At 40.5% G+C, this 17,941-nt stretch carries 18 protein-coding genes; 11 read left to right on the forward strand and 7 right to left on the reverse strand.

Annotation, left to right across the window (positions count from 1 at the left end; all coding sequences use genetic code 11):
* Positions 1 to 147 precede the first annotated feature (147 nt).
* From AC6CHI_RS09700 to AC6CHI_RS09715, 4 genes are all read left to right on the forward strand, one after another.
* Entirely contained in the window at positions 148 to 375 is a 228-nt protein-coding gene (locus tag AC6CHI_RS09700) for a hypothetical protein (protein ID WP_498120994.1), read from the forward strand.
* A 257-nt stretch (positions 376 to 632) separates the two neighbouring features.
* Positions 633 to 827, forward strand: coding sequence for a hypothetical protein (locus tag AC6CHI_RS09705; RefSeq protein WP_458892025.1), 195 nt, complete (start codon positions 633 to 635; stop codon positions 825 to 827).
* Positions 828 to 1,032: 205 nt separating this feature from the next.
* On the forward strand, positions 1,033 to 1,644 hold the full coding sequence (locus AC6CHI_RS09710; protein WP_498120996.1) for a LysE family translocator: 612 nt from the start codon (positions 1,033 to 1,035) through the stop codon (positions 1,642 to 1,644).
* A 119-nt stretch (positions 1,645 to 1,763) separates the two neighbouring features.
* Positions 1,764 to 2,084, forward strand: a complete 321-nt coding sequence (locus tag AC6CHI_RS09715) for a hypothetical protein (RefSeq protein ID WP_498120998.1) — start codon at positions 1,764 to 1,766, stop codon at positions 2,082 to 2,084.
* Between the two features lie 207 nt (positions 2,085 to 2,291).
* Here the strand turns inward: AC6CHI_RS09715 and AC6CHI_RS09720 are convergent, their stop codons facing one another.
* From AC6CHI_RS09720 to plsB, 7 genes are all read right to left on the reverse strand, one after another.
* Positions 2,292 to 3,578 (reverse strand): mechanosensitive ion channel family protein, encoded by a 1,287-nt coding sequence (locus AC6CHI_RS09720; RefSeq protein WP_498121000.1) that lies wholly within the window; start codon positions 3,576 to 3,578, stop codon positions 2,292 to 2,294.
* Positions 3,579 to 3,795: 217 nt separating this feature from the next.
* A complete protein-coding gene (locus AC6CHI_RS09725) occupies positions 3,796 to 4,332 on the reverse strand; it encodes a DUF2058 domain-containing protein (protein ID WP_498121001.1) in 537 nt (178 codons plus the stop codon).
* An 18-nt stretch (positions 4,333 to 4,350) separates the two neighbouring features.
* Entirely contained in the window at positions 4,351 to 5,019 is a 669-nt protein-coding gene (locus AC6CHI_RS09730; protein WP_458892033.1) for a YoaK family protein, read from the reverse strand.
* 52 nt (positions 5,020 to 5,071) lie between these two features.
* Positions 5,072 to 6,265, reverse strand: coding sequence for a serine/threonine transporter SstT (gene sstT, locus AC6CHI_RS09735; RefSeq protein WP_458892034.1), 1,194 nt, complete (start codon positions 6,263 to 6,265; stop codon positions 5,072 to 5,074).
* Positions 6,266 to 6,492: 227 nt separating this feature from the next.
* Positions 6,493 to 8,226 (reverse strand): SulP family inorganic anion transporter, encoded by a 1,734-nt coding sequence (locus AC6CHI_RS09740; protein ID WP_498121004.1) that lies wholly within the window; start codon positions 8,224 to 8,226, stop codon positions 6,493 to 6,495.
* Between the two features lie 76 nt (positions 8,227 to 8,302).
* Positions 8,303 to 8,623, reverse strand: a complete 321-nt coding sequence (locus AC6CHI_RS09745) for a metalloregulator ArsR/SmtB family transcription factor (protein ID WP_458892038.1) — start codon at positions 8,621 to 8,623, stop codon at positions 8,303 to 8,305.
* A gap of 167 nt (positions 8,624 to 8,790) precedes the next feature.
* Positions 8,791 to 11,295 (reverse strand): glycerol-3-phosphate 1-O-acyltransferase PlsB, encoded by a 2,505-nt coding sequence (gene plsB / locus AC6CHI_RS09750; protein ID WP_498121006.1) that lies wholly within the window; start codon positions 11,293 to 11,295, stop codon positions 8,791 to 8,793.
* A gap of 225 nt (positions 11,296 to 11,520) precedes the next feature.
* Between plsB and rutD the strand changes: the two genes are divergently transcribed.
* From rutD to AC6CHI_RS09785, 7 genes are all read left to right on the forward strand, one after another.
* Positions 11,521 to 12,336, forward strand: a complete 816-nt coding sequence (gene rutD, locus AC6CHI_RS09755) for a pyrimidine utilization protein D (protein ID WP_498121008.1) — start codon at positions 11,521 to 11,523, stop codon at positions 12,334 to 12,336.
* Positions 12,337 to 12,666: 330 nt separating this feature from the next.
* A complete protein-coding gene (gene rutA, locus AC6CHI_RS09760; protein WP_498121009.1) occupies positions 12,667 to 13,785 on the forward strand; it encodes a pyrimidine utilization protein A in 1,119 nt (372 codons plus the stop codon).
* The gene (gene rutB / locus AC6CHI_RS09765; protein ID WP_498121011.1) at positions 13,782 to 14,537 is read left to right on the forward strand and encodes a pyrimidine utilization protein B; all 756 of its coding nucleotides are present in this window, start codon (positions 13,782 to 13,784) and stop codon (positions 14,535 to 14,537) included. Before rutA ends, rutB begins: the two co-directional genes overlap by 4 nt.
* Before the next feature lie 17 nt (positions 14,538 to 14,554).
* Positions 14,555 to 14,944 (forward strand): pyrimidine utilization protein C, encoded by a 390-nt coding sequence (rutC, locus tag AC6CHI_RS09770; RefSeq protein WP_458892046.1) that lies wholly within the window; start codon positions 14,555 to 14,557, stop codon positions 14,942 to 14,944.
* 35 nt (positions 14,945 to 14,979) lie between these two features.
* Positions 14,980 to 15,546 carry an NADH-dependent FMN reductase RutF gene (rutF, locus tag AC6CHI_RS09775; RefSeq protein ID WP_458892047.1) on the forward strand — a complete coding sequence of 189 codons (567 nt, stop codon included), beginning with the start codon at positions 14,980 to 14,982 and terminating at the stop codon, positions 15,544 to 15,546.
* Between the two features lie 31 nt (positions 15,547 to 15,577).
* On the forward strand, positions 15,578 to 16,936 hold the full coding sequence (gene rutG, locus AC6CHI_RS09780) for a pyrimidine utilization transport protein G (RefSeq protein WP_498121014.1): 1,359 nt from the start codon (positions 15,578 to 15,580) through the stop codon (positions 16,934 to 16,936).
* A 58-nt stretch (positions 16,937 to 16,994) separates the two neighbouring features.
* The gene (locus tag AC6CHI_RS09785) at positions 16,995 to 17,834 is read left to right on the forward strand and encodes an NAD(P)-dependent oxidoreductase (protein ID WP_498121235.1); all 840 of its coding nucleotides are present in this window, start codon (positions 16,995 to 16,997) and stop codon (positions 17,832 to 17,834) included.
* Positions 17,835 to 17,941: the final 107 nt, after the last annotated feature.

The raw sequence follows: 17,941 nt of genomic DNA on the forward strand, positions 1-17,941 counted from the left end.
AGTCGTGAGGGTGCATGTAAAACTTCTGGCTAAAGTTTCAATAAGAATTTAAACATTGATAAAGAAATAAAATCCGCACAGGGTTCATGTAGTTGTCACATATTTAAATTATAAAAAAGTGATACAAAGCTGAGATATAACATCATCATGAATGACTTAACTGTAAAGAAAATAAATAAACAAATTGAAGAGTTTACCCAGAATGGAAAAGCGGCTAGCAGTCTGATTTTTGGTTACAAGACTTATGTGATGTTAATGCAAGATGATAAATTTGCTGACCAAATTCAGAAAGGGCAGGAAGAGCCAAAAACACGGTATTACAAGAAGCTGAAAATTACCTTGGTGACAGATAAGCACTACTTTCAAGTGCAATAAACTGTGTTTAAATTTTATGGTTCAGGGTCGAAAACAATCTAGATGGAGTTTTTGACTCCATCTTAGCGTCGCCAAAGACTCCTTATAAATAGAAAAGCTGATTCGCCTAAAATAATAAAAAAATTATTATTTTTTATTCAATCCTCATGATTTTTTTGTAAAAAATGATAATATTTTTTTCGTACAGATGAGTTTAATAAGTTAAAAAGTCTGTCATTGTTAACTTAAAAAATTAGACGAATAATAAAGGTGGCAATATGAGAGGATGTGTTGAACGATATGACTCCCAAACACAATTGGGCATGATTCGTGATGAGTGTGGTGAATGGTTTTATTTTGCGGTTGAACAGTGGAATGACCCAAGCAATTTGCCGATAGACGGTTTAGTGGTTGATTTTGTAATTAATGGTGATGAGGTGACTTCTGTATGGGAGGTCAAAATGCCGCATTAGCGTTCAAAAACATGTTGAACCTGAAAAGAGTGACACCGGTCTACCCACAGGTAGACCTTTATTTTTTTAACTGTATATGACGGTATCTCATTAATTTCATATGGTGGAATAAACTTGCTATTGAGCACAGATAACGACTAAGTTATTGAAGAGTTCAATCGAGAATATCGAGCTAAACAAACTATCATCTTTAGAGTCTATTGAAATGTTTGAAATTCTTGTGCCCTATAGCATCGCAATTATTATTTTAACCATTACCCCAGGTTTAGATACCACTTTAATTATTCGTACAGCAACAGTTGAGAATCAAAACAAGGCCTTTCAAACAGCACTTGGCATTTGTACGGGGTGTATTGTCTGGGGCATTATTGTTGCATGTGGCCTAGGTGCTTTATTGGCTACCTCTGAATTCGCTTTTAATTTACTAAAATGGATTGGGGCGGCTTATTTGGCATGGTTAGGATTACAACTGCTTATTAAACCTAGAAGTAGCCTTGAAAATAAAGTAGAGCTGCAAAAAGCACAAAACTGGTTTCTGAAAGGCTTCTTGTGCAATATGTTAAATCCTAAGGTCGGTATTTTTTATGTGACCTTCTTACCTCAATTCGTTCCTTTGACTGGAAATACTGTGCTGTGGATTTTAGGTTTGGTTGCCATTCATGTGGTTTTGGGCATTGTATGGTCTACAATGCTGATTTTTATGATGCAACCCATCTCTAAATTTCTTAAGCAGCCTAAAATTGTTAAACGCTTGGATCAGGTCACAGGGGCTATTTTTTTGGCTTTTGCATTCAAATTGCTCTTGAGTAAACGTTAGCACATCATTGATGAAGATATGGGTGAAAAGTTGTTGCAAGTTTTCACCCAACAATAAATTACAACAGCTTCACATTCCAGTCGTTAAAATAGATCTAAAGCATAAAAAACAGGTGCATTATGAAAAAAATAATAATGTGTTGCTGTTGTTTGTATTCGGCAAGCTTATTTGCTTCTGTACAAGATAATATTGGCTTATGTGATGCGATTGCGATTGTTGCAGGGAATGTGATGCAGCAACGACAAGAGGACGTGTCATTGGATACGCAAAAACGCATTGCGCTTGAATATGAAGATGGTGCCCGCGAATTATATGAAGCAATTGTTGAAGATGCTTACAATATACCGATTTTGCCCAGTGAAATAGACAAGCAGCAAGTCATAGACAGTTTTAAGCATGAATATCTAGACTATTGTGAACATGCGGAAGCCAGTGAATAAATGTGCTTCAAGTTCTTCCTGAGGTCTTTTAAAGTCAAAATTTCCTTGATGGGATGAATCAATACATCGTTGCAGTTCAAATATGGCTTGCACAAAAATCCCCTCAAAAAGAGGGGAAATGCAATTGCCGTTCAAATATATACTCAAGGCTATAGCAGAGTCATTCAGTCCAATGTCCTGTCATGGTATTCCGCTACTACAGAAGCCTTATGAGTGTTCTACATAATGATTATGTGAGTTGTTTTGGGCAGTATGAGCAGTCTGCTGGGCTAAAAACTTCATATCTGAACCTGATGGAGCTTGATAAATTTTTAGACCAAATTCAGGCAAAATAGCGATCAGATGATCAAAGATATCCGATTGTATCGCTTCATAATCTTTCCAAACGGTGGTATTGGCAAAAGTATAGATTTCAATCGGTAAACCTTCGCTTGTTGGTTGTAATTGACGCACGAGTAAAGTCTGATTTTGCGCAATGCCAGGATGCTGTTTTAAATAAAATTCAATATAGGCACGGAAAGTCCCCAGATTGGTTAAACGGCGCTGGTTATAAATGGCTTGATTAGACAGCTGTAAATTGAACTGTTCAAGTTCTTCTTGTTTGCTATTTAAATACTGATCCAGCAATAAAAAGTCTTTAAGTTTCTTTTGTTCCTCTTCACCCATAAAGTGTACGCTGCTCTGATCAATATAAAGAGAACGTTTAATACGGCGTACACCAGCCTGCGCCATACCGCGCCAGTTTCTAAAGGTATCGGTCACCAGCTTATTGGTGGGAATCGTGGTAAAAGTTTTATCAAAATTCTGCACCGTGACGGTATGTAAGGACATATCAATGACATCACCATCGGCATTTAAAGATGGCATTTCAATCCAGTCCCCAATACGAACCATGTCATACGATGAAATTTGTACAGAAGCAACCAAAGACAAAATTGTATTTTGGAAAACCAGCATCAGTACCGCGGCCATGGCACCAAATCCAGCCAGTAAAGTGAATACATCTTTTTTGAGGAAGGTGCCTAAAATCATGAGCCCACAAACAACAAAAATAATCAGTTTAATCAGTTGCAAATAGCCTTTAATTGGCTTGTTTTTAGATTTTGGATTACGTTGATAAACCAGATTAAAGATGTTGAGGCTTTCACCAATCGCAAGAGCAATGGTCAAGAAAATAAAGGCTTGCGCTCCCATTTGTACCAGACTGACAATTTTGGGAGATAAATGCGGTACGGTAATAATACCATTCATCACAATAATGGCGGGCACTATATTCGCAATACGACGAATGACACTATGCTGTGAAAAAACATCCTGATTCGCAAAACTTACTTTTTCTATAATTTTACGGATGCCTCGAACTACAATTCGTTTAGCAATGAAGTTAGCTAAAATGGCCAATATAATGATGAGACCGAGGGATAAAAACATATCCAGTAAAGGGTACTGATCTGACCAGTCTAGAATGCGTTTATGAATAGCAAATTGCTCCAAAACCGACCTCTATAGAATTGCAAAAGAAATAGTTTATAAACTATCTGCTTTCATGCGTATTTGAATAACATTTTCAATACATTATCACATGTAAATAGAATAGTTTTAATGCGAAATCACAAGGCGATGCACGTCAAGCGCTGCTTAAAGCCACCATGAAGTTTTAATCCCAAACCAAGACTTTATAAAAAAGGGCGTCATCATGACGCCCTTTTGATTACCACATTAAATCATCTGGAATCACGTATGCTGCATACGGATCTTCCTCATCAGTCACTTGTTCATTCTTTTCAGAATTGTTGACGATAATAAAGCCCGTCATTTTTTCATTAATGCGATCTGCCAATGCTTTAGGAAGATAAGCATAACTGTCCTGATCTTTGGCAATGACCAGACTGCCAGCGACCAACGCATTATATACTTGCTGTTGGAGGTAAACTCTTTTGATCTTCGAGTCATCAATAAATTGGTAAGCAATATCACCTGCAACATCTTTAATTTTGTGTTGCTGAATCATTTGTACAATGGCTGCTTTAAGCTCTTTTTCCTGTAAGATGGCTTTCTTTTCTTGTTCTAGCGCTTGGTCTTTTGCCATTTTTTCTTGCTGATCTTTGGCAATTTTCGCTTTAATTTCTGCATCATCATTTTGTCCAGTACGTTGCCCATGCACCGCCTGTTTCGAGAGCTTTTTTGCCTTTTTGTTATCTACCAGACCCGCTTTTAATAATTGAGCCTGTAATGCATTTTTAACCATAATAAATTCCCAAAAAGGTTAATGATGACGATATCGAAAATAAATGATCCAGTACACCAGACTTAAACTTGCACTTAAGCACATTGGAATCAAGAATGCATTCAATTTTAAATAAGGATAAATCAGGCTTGCAAGCAATCCGCCAATCAGGAAGCCAAATAAAATGAGTAAATGTAAAATAATTCGCCGCCGTCCCACATTTAAGCCCCGCAGACAATAGCCCACAGCGAGACCTAAGTCGGTTAATACTCCGGAAAGATGGGTCGTTCGAATAATTGTGCCTTTGTAATGGCTAACCATCGCATTTTGGACGCCCATGGCTGCGCACGCCCACAATAAGGCATAACGAGGGTAATAGGGGAGAAAAATCCAGCACAATAAAATGAACAGAGCCACTAGGCTCAGTGGCACACCATAACGACGACCAAGTTGAACTTGGCCGCTGCCGAGTATGAGTCCACTATAACAGGACCCAGCTACATAGCACAGAATCACCAGAGATAAGTACAGAATGGTCGCAGGATGCCAGTGAATGAGTGCCATCGCTAGCATACTCACGTTTCCCGTCATATGGGAAACGGACTGGTGCAATACAGTCACCAGCCCGAGTACGTTAATCATGCCCGCATTAATTGCGAGAAAGAATGCCCCAAATTGCATCCACATAGGTAAAGTTTGAAATGGCATATCGTGATACAACCATCCAAGAATCGCTTAAGTTATTATTTATACAATAATATTAACGGGCTGCACGATCAACTGCTGCGGTAAATAAAACGTCAGTAGATGAGTTTAAAGCAGTTTCGGTTGAGTCCTGAAGTACACTGATCACCATACCTATCGCTACGACTTGCATCGCAATGTCAGATGAAATACCAAATAGACCACATGCAACTGGAATTAACAGTAAAGAACCACCCGCTACACCCGACGCACCACATGCAGAAATCGACGCAACCACAGATAAAATTAGCATGGTCGATAAGTCAACAGAAATCCCTAAGGTATTGACGGTTGCTAGGGTTAATACGGTAATGGTCACAGATGCACCCGCCATATTAATGGTTGCACCCAATGGAATTGCAACACCAGCAGTCGCTTCATTCACACCTAAACGTTTAGCCAAGTCGAGGTTGACTGGAATGTTTGCCGCAGAACTACGGGTAAAGAAGGCGGTAATACCACTTTCACGTAAGCACTGGAAGACTAATGGATAAGGGTTTTGACGAATGACCAATGCCACTAAGATCGGGTTAATCACCAATGCCACAAAGAACATGGTGCCTACCAATACTGCCAATAACTGTGCATAGCTTTCTAGGGTTTTAAGACCTGCATCGGCAAAGGTGACGGCAACTAGACCAAAAATACCAATCGGTGCAAAGTTAATCACAATACGAATGACTTGGTTGACAGCATGTGCAGCATCGGAAATGAAGGCTTTGGTTGTGTCTTGCGCATGGCGGAAGGCTAAACCTAGCGCAATTGCCCACGCTAAAATACCAATAAAGTTTGCATTGCTAATCGCAACCACTGGGTTTGCAATAAAACTTAAAAGTAAATTCTTTAAAATCTCTGCCAGACTACCAGGCGGTTGTAAGTCACTTTGCGCTGGAATATCTAAGAATAGGGTACTTGGAAAAGCCAAACTAGCAACTACAGCACTGAATGCCGCGAGTAACATACCAACAGCGTACAAAATTATAATTGGACGCAGGTTTGCGCTATGTCCAACTTTAAAGTTGGTAATGGAAGCCATAACCAACACAAAAACCAAAATAGGGGCAACGGACTTCAGCGCCTTAATAAAAAGGTCACCTAAAAGGCTCAAGTAAGGAGCTGCATCAGGGAATGTGAAGGCAACTGCCATCCCTAATATAATGGCGATAATGATTCGCGTAACTAAACTTAAACGCGCAAAAGCTGAAAACATAGGTTAGCCTTGTCAGTACTACGAGGGCAGAGGGTTAAAATTTAGTGTGCAATTCTATACCTAAAATTTAAAATCGATAAAAATTTTTTTGCTATAAAAACTAACTTATTATTTTTAAAGTTGATATTTTCTGTTTTAAATCGATCAAAAACCGAATTTTATTGCATAATTCAGCCCAAAATGAAGCTTTTAAGCAAATAACAGCTTTTAAATTATTTACTTAGCTTTCAAGCGTGACTTAAAAATTCAGGTGCTAAACTTTGAATGGCTTGGTAATGGGTCAAATGAATTCGTCCTTCTAAACGAGTGAAGAGTCTTGAGTGAATCAGTTTATCCATGACCGGACCTTTGACTTCGGCCAGATGTAATTGAATGTCGAGTTTTTGAAGTTCTGCATCCAACTCTTCCAGCATTTCCAGTGCGCTGTAGTCAATACTGCTTATACCAGAACAGTTAATCACGACATATTTGACCAGCTTTTTTTCACTCACGGCGTTAATAAAAAAGTCTTTAAAGCTATTGGCATTTAAAAAATTTAAACCTTCATCAATTCTTAATGAAAGCACGGTTTCTGTGGTTTTAACCGGATAGCGTTGCTGATTACGAAAATGCTGAGTGCCTTCAACCAAACCTATAACCACCATATGTGGTCGGCTAATACGCCAAAGTAACAAAATAAAAGTCGAAATTACCCCAATAATCAGTCCAGTCGAAATATCGATAAAAATAACCCCAAAAAAGGTAATCCACATGGCGAGGCCATCTGCTTTGGAATAATGCCAAGTTTCAAAAAAAGGATTGAAATCGACCAGTTTCCAAATTGACACAATAATTGTGGCGGCAAGAATTGCTAAGGGAAGGTTTTGGAAAAAGCCAGTAAAAAACAGACTGACAAACACAATAAAACATGAGGAGAGAATGCCTGCCATGGGGGTTTTTGCCCCAGCATCGGCATTAACCACAGTCCGGGACAAGCTACCTGTAACAGGGAAAGCCGCACTAAGCCCAGCGCTGAGATTAGAAAGCCCTAAAGCAATTAACTCTTGATTACTATTCAAAGCACTTCTTTGCTGTAATGCCGTTGCCTGCGCAATTGACAAAGATTCGACAAAACTGATCATGGCAATCATGCTGGCGCCGGGCAATAACGTTAAGATCTGTTCTGTATTCCATGTCGGTAGGGTTAAAGGCGGAAAGCCTGAAGGAATTTCCCCTACAGTTTTAATACCGAGTTGTTCCAGCTGGAAATATGAAACAACCGTAATAGAAAGTACCACTAAAATTAAGGGAATTGCTTTAACAAAAAAATGAGCAAATTTATAGCGTTGCTGTATATGACTTACATTTAACACTTTGGGGATAAAAACCAAAAATGCGATGGCAAGACTACCAAATATCAACGTACCCAAATGCGTCTGACCCATGCTATGGAACAGGCTCGTCACCAATTCGGGAATATTATTCGACTGTAGCGGCAGATTGAGTAAAAATTTAATTTGCCCTAAGGCAATTAGCAAAGCCGAAGCAATAATAAAGCTATGAATAACAGGATGACTGATCAGCTGAATAAGAAAACCGAATCTAAAAATCCCCAACAATAAAGAAATTACACCCACCAATATGGCGAGTAGACCCGCAGCTTGGATATAAGCCTCAGATCCTGCTTGATAAAATGGACTCAGTGTGGCAAAAGTCATCATTGAAATAATGGCCACAGGACCAATGGAAAGTGTGGGACTACCACCAAATAGTGCATACACAATCATTGGGAAGACACTGGCATACAGTCCAGTAATCGGTGGTAAGCCCGCTAACATGGCATAGGCCATGCCTTGCGGTACCAACATTGCGATTACAATGAATGCAGAGAGCAGGTCTGATTTAAACTTATTAAAATTATAATCAAACAACCATTTTGAAGCTGGGAAATACTGAAGATCTTTTTTATTAGATTGGGTCATATTCTGATCTAAATCGCAACTTTAGATCTATTATGCACAAAAACACAGAAGAAAAACCAAAACTTAAAAAAACTGCTCAATTCAACACGGCCTTCGTGCAATACAGTTCATATAAGGTTTGCAGTACCTGTACCAATTTTTCATCTTTAATCGAATAAAAAATTTGTTTGCCATCACGGCGCGTGCTAACGACATCACTTTTACGTAGCATCATGAGTTGTTGTGAAAGTGTTGGTTGAGTAATTTGGGTAATTTGTTCAATTTGAGAAACATTCAGTTCTTGTTTGGCCAAATGGCACAGAATCAAGAGACGATCTGTATTACCCAGTGATTTTAAAATACTGACTACATGCTCTGCAGAATTTCGCATTGATGTAATTTCAAAATCATTTTCCATAAGACCGCCTCATTTTACGTAGGACAATATTATAAAGCCAGAAAATGCAGATTACATGTATGCTTTTTTTCAATCTCGATGGTTTTTAATGAATATAATTATCAATATTATTTATAAGTAGGGCACATAGCATGCACGTCGATGTTGCATGCTATGCCAATTGCAGATTAATTCTTTTTGGCTTTTACACTGTCATAAAAATGCTTAAGTTCCTTATCACTAAAATGGGTTGCTTGTTCAAAAGCATCCTGACGCTCTTGTAAATACCAAGCAAAACAATTTTGCATTTGGCTAGCAAAGTCTGGAGAAAGCAACAGATGTTCACGGGTGATTTCAACTAAAGCTAACTTTTTCAGCGCAGTGATAAAGCCTTTTAAGGTAGCACTGTCAAAATAATAGCCCGGGGCAATCACTTGATCATGGCTGAGCTTGTGTAAAACTGATTTAGCCATTTTTTCAAATACTTTTTCTGAGAAAGCTTGAGTATTGGCATATTGGCGAAATAAAGTTTGCATTACCACGAAGTTATTCAGGCTAGGCTCTGACAGCACGGCCAATCGCTGAAGTTCTGACTCTGCCGCTTTAGACACGAGTATTTGGTTTGCTTTACGTTCAATCCAATTTAACTTTTCAAAGCTATTTAAAATGGCTTCAACTTGCAAAGCTAATTCTTGTAAAGGCCATTTCAGGAAAAATTCTTCCTGAATAAATGGATAGAGCAACTGAACCTTGTCATGCAGATGTTTCATTTCAAGCTGTGGCTGCTGAATTAGAATACGCGCAAGCAAAGCAGGTAAAATAAAACAGTGCAGAATGTTATTGCTAAAATAGCTCAACAGAATTTTTTGACTTTCTGCAACATGAATCCAAGTTTCGTCATTTTTGCTGTGAATTTCGACCTGTTTTAGCTTCAAGGCATATTGAATAATCTCAGCACTGGACAGCTCTGAAATAATCATGCGTTGATCATAACGATTCTGTTCGAGTAGGCTACGGTATTGATCCAAGCTTACAATTAAGTCGGATTCTCGCAATTGGTGTTGTGGCGCATTCAGTAAAATCAAAGAAATAATGGAAATCGGGTTAATCACCACCGCTTTATTGATATTTTCTAAAATCGATTGAGCCGTTTGGTCGACTGTCTGGACAACAGACTCGGGTAATTTTTCATTTAATTTTAGGCTTACTTTTTCTGCATTTTGCTGTTTGAGAACATCATTGAGGAATACAGGTTCACCAAAATTGACATAGACCTGTCCAAAAACTTTTTCAATTTTTCGTGCCGAACTTAAAATACCCCAAAGTGATTCAGCCTCTTTGGGCTTACCACTCAATTCGTTTAAGTATGATGTGCCTTCCAGTAGCTTTTCATAACCGAAATATGTCGGAATAAAGGCAATAGGCTTTGAATTTCCACGTAAATGACTTTGAATGGTCATCGAGAGCATCCCTTTTTTCGCCGGCAGTAATAAGCCAGTGCGTGAACGCCCACCTTCAATAAAATATTCCAAAGGGGTATTTCGCATTAACAAACTGTGTAAATACTCTTTAAAAACAGAAGTATACAGTTCATTGCCGTTAAAGCTACGTCGAATAAAGTATGCGCCAGCACCACGGAAAAGTTGCCCAACGATCGGTAAATTCAGGTTAATTCCCGCTGCGATATGCGGCACCATTAAACCCCGATTGAAAATCACATAAGACAGTAATAAATAGTCAATATGACTACGATGGCATGGGGTATAGACAATTTCGTAGTCCTGCGCCAGCTCTCGTACCGTGTCGAAATGATGAACCTCAATGCCATCATAGAGTTGAGTCCAGAGCTTGGTCAGCGCCAAATAGCCAAACCGTAGCGTCGAGTAAGAAAAGTCAGATGCAATTTCCGTGAGATAATGTCGCGCACGATTTTCAGCTTCAAACAGACTGATATTTTCATCAATGCTTTCTTTACGAATGGCCTGTTTAATGCTGTCACTGATCATCAGATTTTGAATGACATTACGACGGTCGGACAGATCGGGACCTAAAATTGCTTCTTTATACTTATTAAAACTTAAATTGAGTTGTTGCATCACATGATGCGCAGGTGAAAAGTTAGGACTGATTTCTTTGGCTTCAGTAAGTAACTTTCTTAAAGAAAGTGGCTTATGGAACTCTAAATAGTTTTCGCGCCCGTAGAGCGAAATATTCACGGCTTGTTTTAATGGCGATGGCGTTGACCATGCATCCGCAAACAGAGCTTTATACCAAGAATCTTCATATTCAGGTGCTCGTCCCCACAGCATGGTAACAGGCACCAAATCAATATCCTGATCCGGATGTTGTTCAAGCGCCTCAATTAAACGGATCAGTTTTTCAGGGTAGTGAAATCCTTGTTTAAGATGATCTTTATCATTCAGAACCAAAATGGAGTCTTCTTCAGTCGCTGTGGCAACTTGAAGAGGTTGATAAACCGAAGGGAGTTTTCTTTTTTGGGCTTCAGTATCAATCAGCACCGTATTGCTTAAAGAGGCATCTTGTAAAACATAACAAATACGATTGGACTCAGTTGTACTAGAAATTTGCTGTTCAAGTTCTGTGGTCGTGCCTAATACTTGTGGACTCACTACTTTATTTAGAATTTTCTGTGTGAGTTGACGATAAAGTTGGCGATAACCTTTATTGGACATTGTTGTTCCTTTGAACCATGTTTCGGGGATTATTTTGTGCAATCTTCCGCAAGAATACAAATGCTTTTGCTGCTAAATAAAACATTAGGTACGTAACAGAACGTATCTGAACAACGCTGTAGCTTTTTATCAAGTCTATGGAATCATTGCAAAGCCGTTGCAAACCACAGTCGGCATAAATTTTGCTCTAAAGCCTAAGGAGCACAATTTTTAAAGGCAAACTGTATGCAATACCAACTTTTTTTATCTGAACATCCACAGGCTGAATATCTGCTACTTTCTTCGGGTTTAGGGGGACATGGACAATACTGGGCACCGCAAATTAGTGCCTTACAACAATATTTTCATGTGGTGATTTATGATCAGGAAGGCTGTCATAAAAGCAGTGAAATTCTGGACGATGATTACAGTATGAGGCATTTGGCAGAACAGGTTTTGCACTTGCTACACATCTTAAATATTCAACAATTTCACTTTATTGGACATGCCTTGGGTGGATTTATTGGCGCAGAATTGGCGGTTTTGTTGGAAAAAACTGAAAAATCAATGCTTTCATTGACTATTGTCAATGGTTGGCAGCATTTAGATGCCCATACACATAAGTGTTTTAATGCTCGAATCGCGTTATTGCAATATGCGGGTGCCGAAGCCTATGTCCGAGCACAAGCCCTGTTTTTATATCCACCTGCATGGATTTCAGCACAAATTGCCGCGATTGAAATACAAGAAAATAAACAGCTTATGCAGTTTCCACCGTTGTTGAATGTATTTACACGGCTAAAAGCCCTGATGAGTTATCAGCTCAGTGACGAGACACTTTTGAGTTTAGGTAAAATTCCAGTGTATTTGATTGCAACGGAAGATGATTTTCTTGTGCCTTATCAGCAAAGTTACTTTTTAAAACAAGTGCTTCCACATGCAGATTTAGAAATATTGCCACGTGGTGGGCATGCGTTAACTATGACGATACCTGATGAATTTAACCAGCTTATTCTGGGACAATTAGCCCACTTTAAGAGCATGCAACGCGCAGTTGGATAGTTCTGTACACAACAATGATTTGATGCTTTATTTTGAGCAAGGCACTGCAAATGACAGTGCTTTTTTTTATAGGTAATATTTTTCCATTTGGTAAAAAATATGCACAAATTTAGATCATGGATCACAAAAAAAGTGCATTCTAAAATCAGTTATTTTACCCATCGGTAAAATACACAATTTTTGTAAAATATATAAACAACTGATATATATAGGTATTATAAAGTTGGCATGCTCTATGCAATCTTTAAATTAAGAATCATAAATTTTTATTCTGAATATTTATCAGAATTTAAATCTTCAGTATTTCCTAATGAAAAGAGGATGTAGCGAATGAAAATAGGTGTTTTTTGCCCGATCGGAAATAATGGTTGGTTACTCTCTGAGAATGCTCCGCAGTACATGCCAAGCTTTGAACTCAACAAGAAAATTGTACAACGTGCCGAGCATTATGGTTTTGATTTTGCCTTGTCCATGATCAAGCTACGTGGCTTTGGTGGCAAAACCGAATTTTGGGATCATAACCTAGAAACTTTCACACTCATGGCAGGCTTAGCTGCTGTCACCAGTAAAATCAAGATTTATGCAACCGCAGCAACTTTAGTGATGCCGCCAGCGATTGTGGCACGTATGGCAGCAACGATTGATTCTATTTCTAATGGTCGTTTTGGTTTGAATGTGGTCACAGGCTGGCAAGCCCCTGAATATACCCAAATGGGCATGTGGCCGGGAGATGAATACTTCGGCAAACGCTATGAGTACTTATCGGAATATGTGCAAATTCTTCGGGAACTCTGGGCAACAGGCAAGTCAGATTTCAAGGGCGAGCATTTTCAAATGCAGGACTGCCGTGTCAGTCCAACACCACAAGCCGACATGAAAATTATCTGTGCAGGTCAATCGGACACTGGGCTGGCATTTTCTGCGGAATATGCTGATTACAACTTCGTTTTTGGTAAAGGTTTAAATACGCCGATTGCGTATGCTGAGATTAATGACCGTTTAAAAATGCATACCGATAAAACTGGGCGTGACGTGCAAACCTATGTGCTGTTCATGGTGATTGCGGCTGAAACTGACGAAGCAGCCTTTGCAAAATGGCAAAGCTATAACGATGGTGCAGATCTGGAAGCGATCAACTGGCTGATGAACCAAGGCGGAAAAGACACCACTTCAGGCACAGATACCAATATCCGCCAAATGGCATCGAGCGTGTCACCTGTCAATATCAACATGGGAACGTTGGTCGGTTCATTTGAAAAAGTGGCAGCGATGCTGGATGAAATTGGCGAAATTAAAGGCACGGAAGGCATTTTATTGACCTTTGATGATTTTGTTCAGGGCGTAGAAGATTTTGGGCAAAAAATTCAACCGTTGATGCAATGTCGTCAAAATGTCGTGATGGATCTTGCTGAACAAGCACCTGTAACTGTTTTGGAGAAATCAGCATGAATCAAGTCAACACACATACCGTGATTAGTGATTTTACTGAAGCATCAGGATTAGGGAAAACCTTAAAGGCGGAACCAGAAAACATTCAGTTTGCACCTGAACAAACCGCATTAATCGTGATTGATATGCAAAATGCCTATACCTCAGAGGGAGGCTACTTGGACTTGGCAGGCTTTGATGTTTCAACGACTCAACCCGTGGTACAAAACATTAAAAAGGCAGTTGAAGCGGCACATGCCGCGAACATTCAAGTGATTTACTTTAAAAATGGCTGGGACAAGCACTATGTAGAAGCGGGAGGTCGGGGTTCACCGAATTTCCATAAGTCTAATGCGCTAAAAACCATGCGTCAGCAACCCGAACTCCAGGGGCAATTATTGGCAAAAGGGGGCTGGGACTTTGAACTGATTGATGAGTTACAGCCTTTAGCACAAGACATTGTGATTGAAAAACCACGCTACAGCGGTTTCTTCAATACGGCTTTGGACAGCATGTTACGTGCCCGTGGTATCCGTAATTTAGTTTTCGTGGGCATTGCGACCAATGTCTGTGTGGAATCAACCTTACGCGATGGCTTTTTCCTCGAGTACTTTGGGGTAGCGTTAAAAGATGCTTGTTATCAAGCAGGACCTGCAGAAATACAAGAAGCAAGTCTATACAACATTAAAACCTTTTTTGGCTGGGTGTCGGATACACAAAGTTTTATCGATACCTTTGTACCCAATACCGATCAACTCGCAAAATCTGCCTAATCCAAGGAGTTAACAATATGCCTAAACACGTGATTATTCCAGCAGGAACCTCTAAACCTTTAGCACCGTATGTTCCTGCAACTCAGGCAGACAATATTGTGTATGTTTCTGGGACATTGGCCTTTGATGAAAATAACAATGTCGTGCATGTCGGAGATGCCGCCGCACAGACACGACATATTTTAGAAACCATTCAATCGGTACTCAAAGAAGCGGGCGGCACTATGGATGATGTGACCTTCAACCATATTTTTGTCAAAGACTGGGCAGATTATGCAGCCATTAATCAGGTCTATGCAGAATATTTTCCTGGAGATAAACCAGCACGCTATTGCATTCAGGTCGGTATGGTTAAACCCGATGCTTTAGTTGAAATTGCCAGTATTGCTCATGTCGCTACTGCTTAGTTTGTAGCGATATCTCGCTTAATAGGAGAAATAAGATGAATAGCGAATTACTCAAAAGTTTGATTAAAGAAGACTGCTTAGAACAAATTCATGGCACGCAAAAAAATAAGCATAGCGACGTAGACCAAAAAACCTTCCGAGAAGGCATGGCAAATTTAGGTGCAGCAGTCAATGTGATCACCACATCGGGTGCCGCAGGCACAGCGGGCTTTACTGCATCAGCCGTATGCAGCGTAACGGATACGCCACCGACCTTGTTGGTCTGTTTAAACCGTTCGGCTTCAGTGTTCGAAACATTTAAGGCCAATAAGGTGTTATGTGTGAATACCTTGGCGTCACATCAAATGACGCTTTCCAATGTGTTTGGCGGAAAAACGCCAATGCATGAACGTTTTGCTGCGGGTCAATGGGACACGCTCACTACTCAAGCACCCGTTTTGCAAGATGCGCTGATTAGTTTTGACTGCGAAATTGTACAAAGCATGAGCGTCGGGAGTCATGATGTCTTATTCTGTCAGGTCAAAGCCATTCAGCAGAATCAGGGCTTGAATGCACTGATGTATTTTAATCGTGCTTATTGTGAACCCCACCGTATGTGCTAAAGAACCAACCCGAATGAAGGAGGCGAAACCCATGCAAGAAAAACAATCGTGGTTTCCGAAATTTAAGCCTTACCAAGGCGATTTAGATACAACCCCTGTGCAAATTGACGAATACCTGCCAGTAGGACGTAGCATCGTTTTAGGCTTGCAGCATGCCTTTGCCATGTTTGGCGCAACGGTATTGGCACCGATGCTGATGGGCTTTGATCCGAACTTGACCATTTTTATTACAGGTATCGGAACGATCCTATTCTTCCTGATGACAGGAGGCAGAATGCCTAGCTATCTAGGATCGAGCTTCGCATTTATTGGTGCCGTTGCTGCGGCAACGGGGTATGCAGGTGTTGGCGCAAATCCGAATATAGCTCTCGCACTGGGGGGAACCATTGCCTGCGGTATGATTTATGCCTTGATTGGCTTGGTGGTGATGAAAACAGGTACAGGTTGGATTGAGAAACTGATGCCCCCGATTGTCACGGGTGCGATTGTGATGATCATTGGTTTAAACCTTGCGCCGATTACCATTAAGAGTGTGTCTGGTAATACCTTTGATACTTGGATGGCACTGGTGACTATTTTATGTATTAGTGCGGTTGCCGTCTTTACCCGCGGTATGGTACGTCGTCTATTGTTGTTACTGGGGCTATGTTCTTCTTATTTCTTGTATTTTTTACTTGCCAATGTGATGGGCTGGGGTAAACCGATTGATTTCTCCATCATTGGCAATGCTGCTTGGTTTGGACTCCCAACGTTCCATGCTCCCGTATTTGACAGCAATGCCATGTTACTGATTGCGCCTGTCGCGATTATTTTAGTCGCAGAAAACTTGGGACACTTCAAAGCTGTTTCTGCTATGACAGGCAAAAATCTATCACCTTATATGGGACGCGCCTTCTTTGCCGATGGAGTCTGTACCTCATTATCTGCTTCGGTGGGCGGTACGGGTATGACGACGTATGCTGAAAATATTGGGGTGATGGCAGTGACCAAAGTCTATTCCACCACCATTTTTGTGGTCGCAGGGATCTTCGCGATTTTACTGGGCTTGTCACCCAAATTCGGTGCGGTGATCAGCACGATTCCAGTGGCATTGTTAGGCGGGGCATCCATTGTGGTATTTGGATTAATTACCGTCGCTGGTGCCAAAATCTGGGTCGATAACAAAGTCGATTTCACGCAAAACAGCACGCTGATTATTGCCGCTGTGAGTTTAATTATGGGCGCGGGCAACTTCAGCTTGCACATTGGTTCATTTGACTTGGGCGGGATTGGCACCGCGACCTTGGCGGCGATTTTACTCAACCTCTTCTTAAACCGTGGTGAAGAGACGGTAGCAAAAGTTCAAAGCGTGGAAAGTGAAGCGAACAACAGCGTTGTGCAAGGTTCTTAATGAACCTGAATGGAGAGATCAATTGAGTAAAAGTATTTCATTTATTGGGTTGGGGGCAATGGGTTGGCATATGGCTTCCCATTTGCCAAAGCTTGGTTTACCAGTCTATGTCTGGAACCGCACCGCTGAAAAAGCCGAACAGCATGCACAGCAATTTGCGACACAGGTGGTAAGTTTAGAACAAGCAGTGCAAGCTGATTTCATCTTTTCTTGCCTGCCAACCAGTACCGATGTAGAACAGTTAATTGCGGCCTATCCACCTAAAGCTGGCAGTATCTGGATTGACTGTACCAGTGGCGTGCCAGATTCAGCGCGTAAGCTCTCGCAGCAGTTGCAGCAAGATCAGATCGCTTATCTAGATGCGCCAGTATCGGGGCAAACCATTGGCGCAGAGCGCGGTACTTTAACCGTGATGATCGGTGGAGACGAGCAAGCCTATCAGCAGGCTTTACCTATCATTTCAGCATTTTCAGGCTTGGTCGAATATGTCGGATGTAGTGGTTCAGGCTTTGCCGTAAAAGCCGTGAACAATGTATTAATGGCAACACATTTGTGGGCCTTGGCAGAGGGGCTGACCATTCTGAAACAGCAGGATGTTGATGTTACGGCTGCATTAAATTGTATTAATCATTCTAGTGGAAAAAGTACGGTGTCGGATTCCATCATGGCGCAAAAGGTACTAAACCGAACTTTCCCAAAAACGTTTGCTTTGAATTTACTGCAAAAAGATATTGGGATCGGCTTGGATTTAGCGCAACAGCAGGAGTCAACTGTCCCGATTTTTGAAAGTATTCAAGCACTGTTTAAAGAAATTCCGAAAGCGCAGGCAGAGCAGTTGGATTTTACTGCTGCTGTTTCTGTACTAGAACAATGGAACCAAACGGTATTACAGGCCTAAACTTGAAATGGCATAAGGAAATGCCAGAACAAGCGATTTCAGTCGCGTGTTTTTAAACAGAAATCAACAGAAAATTCCGAGCACTTTCTGTATTTCAGTAAAATTGG

This window comes from Acinetobacter sp. GQ146, from assembly GCF_059758585.1.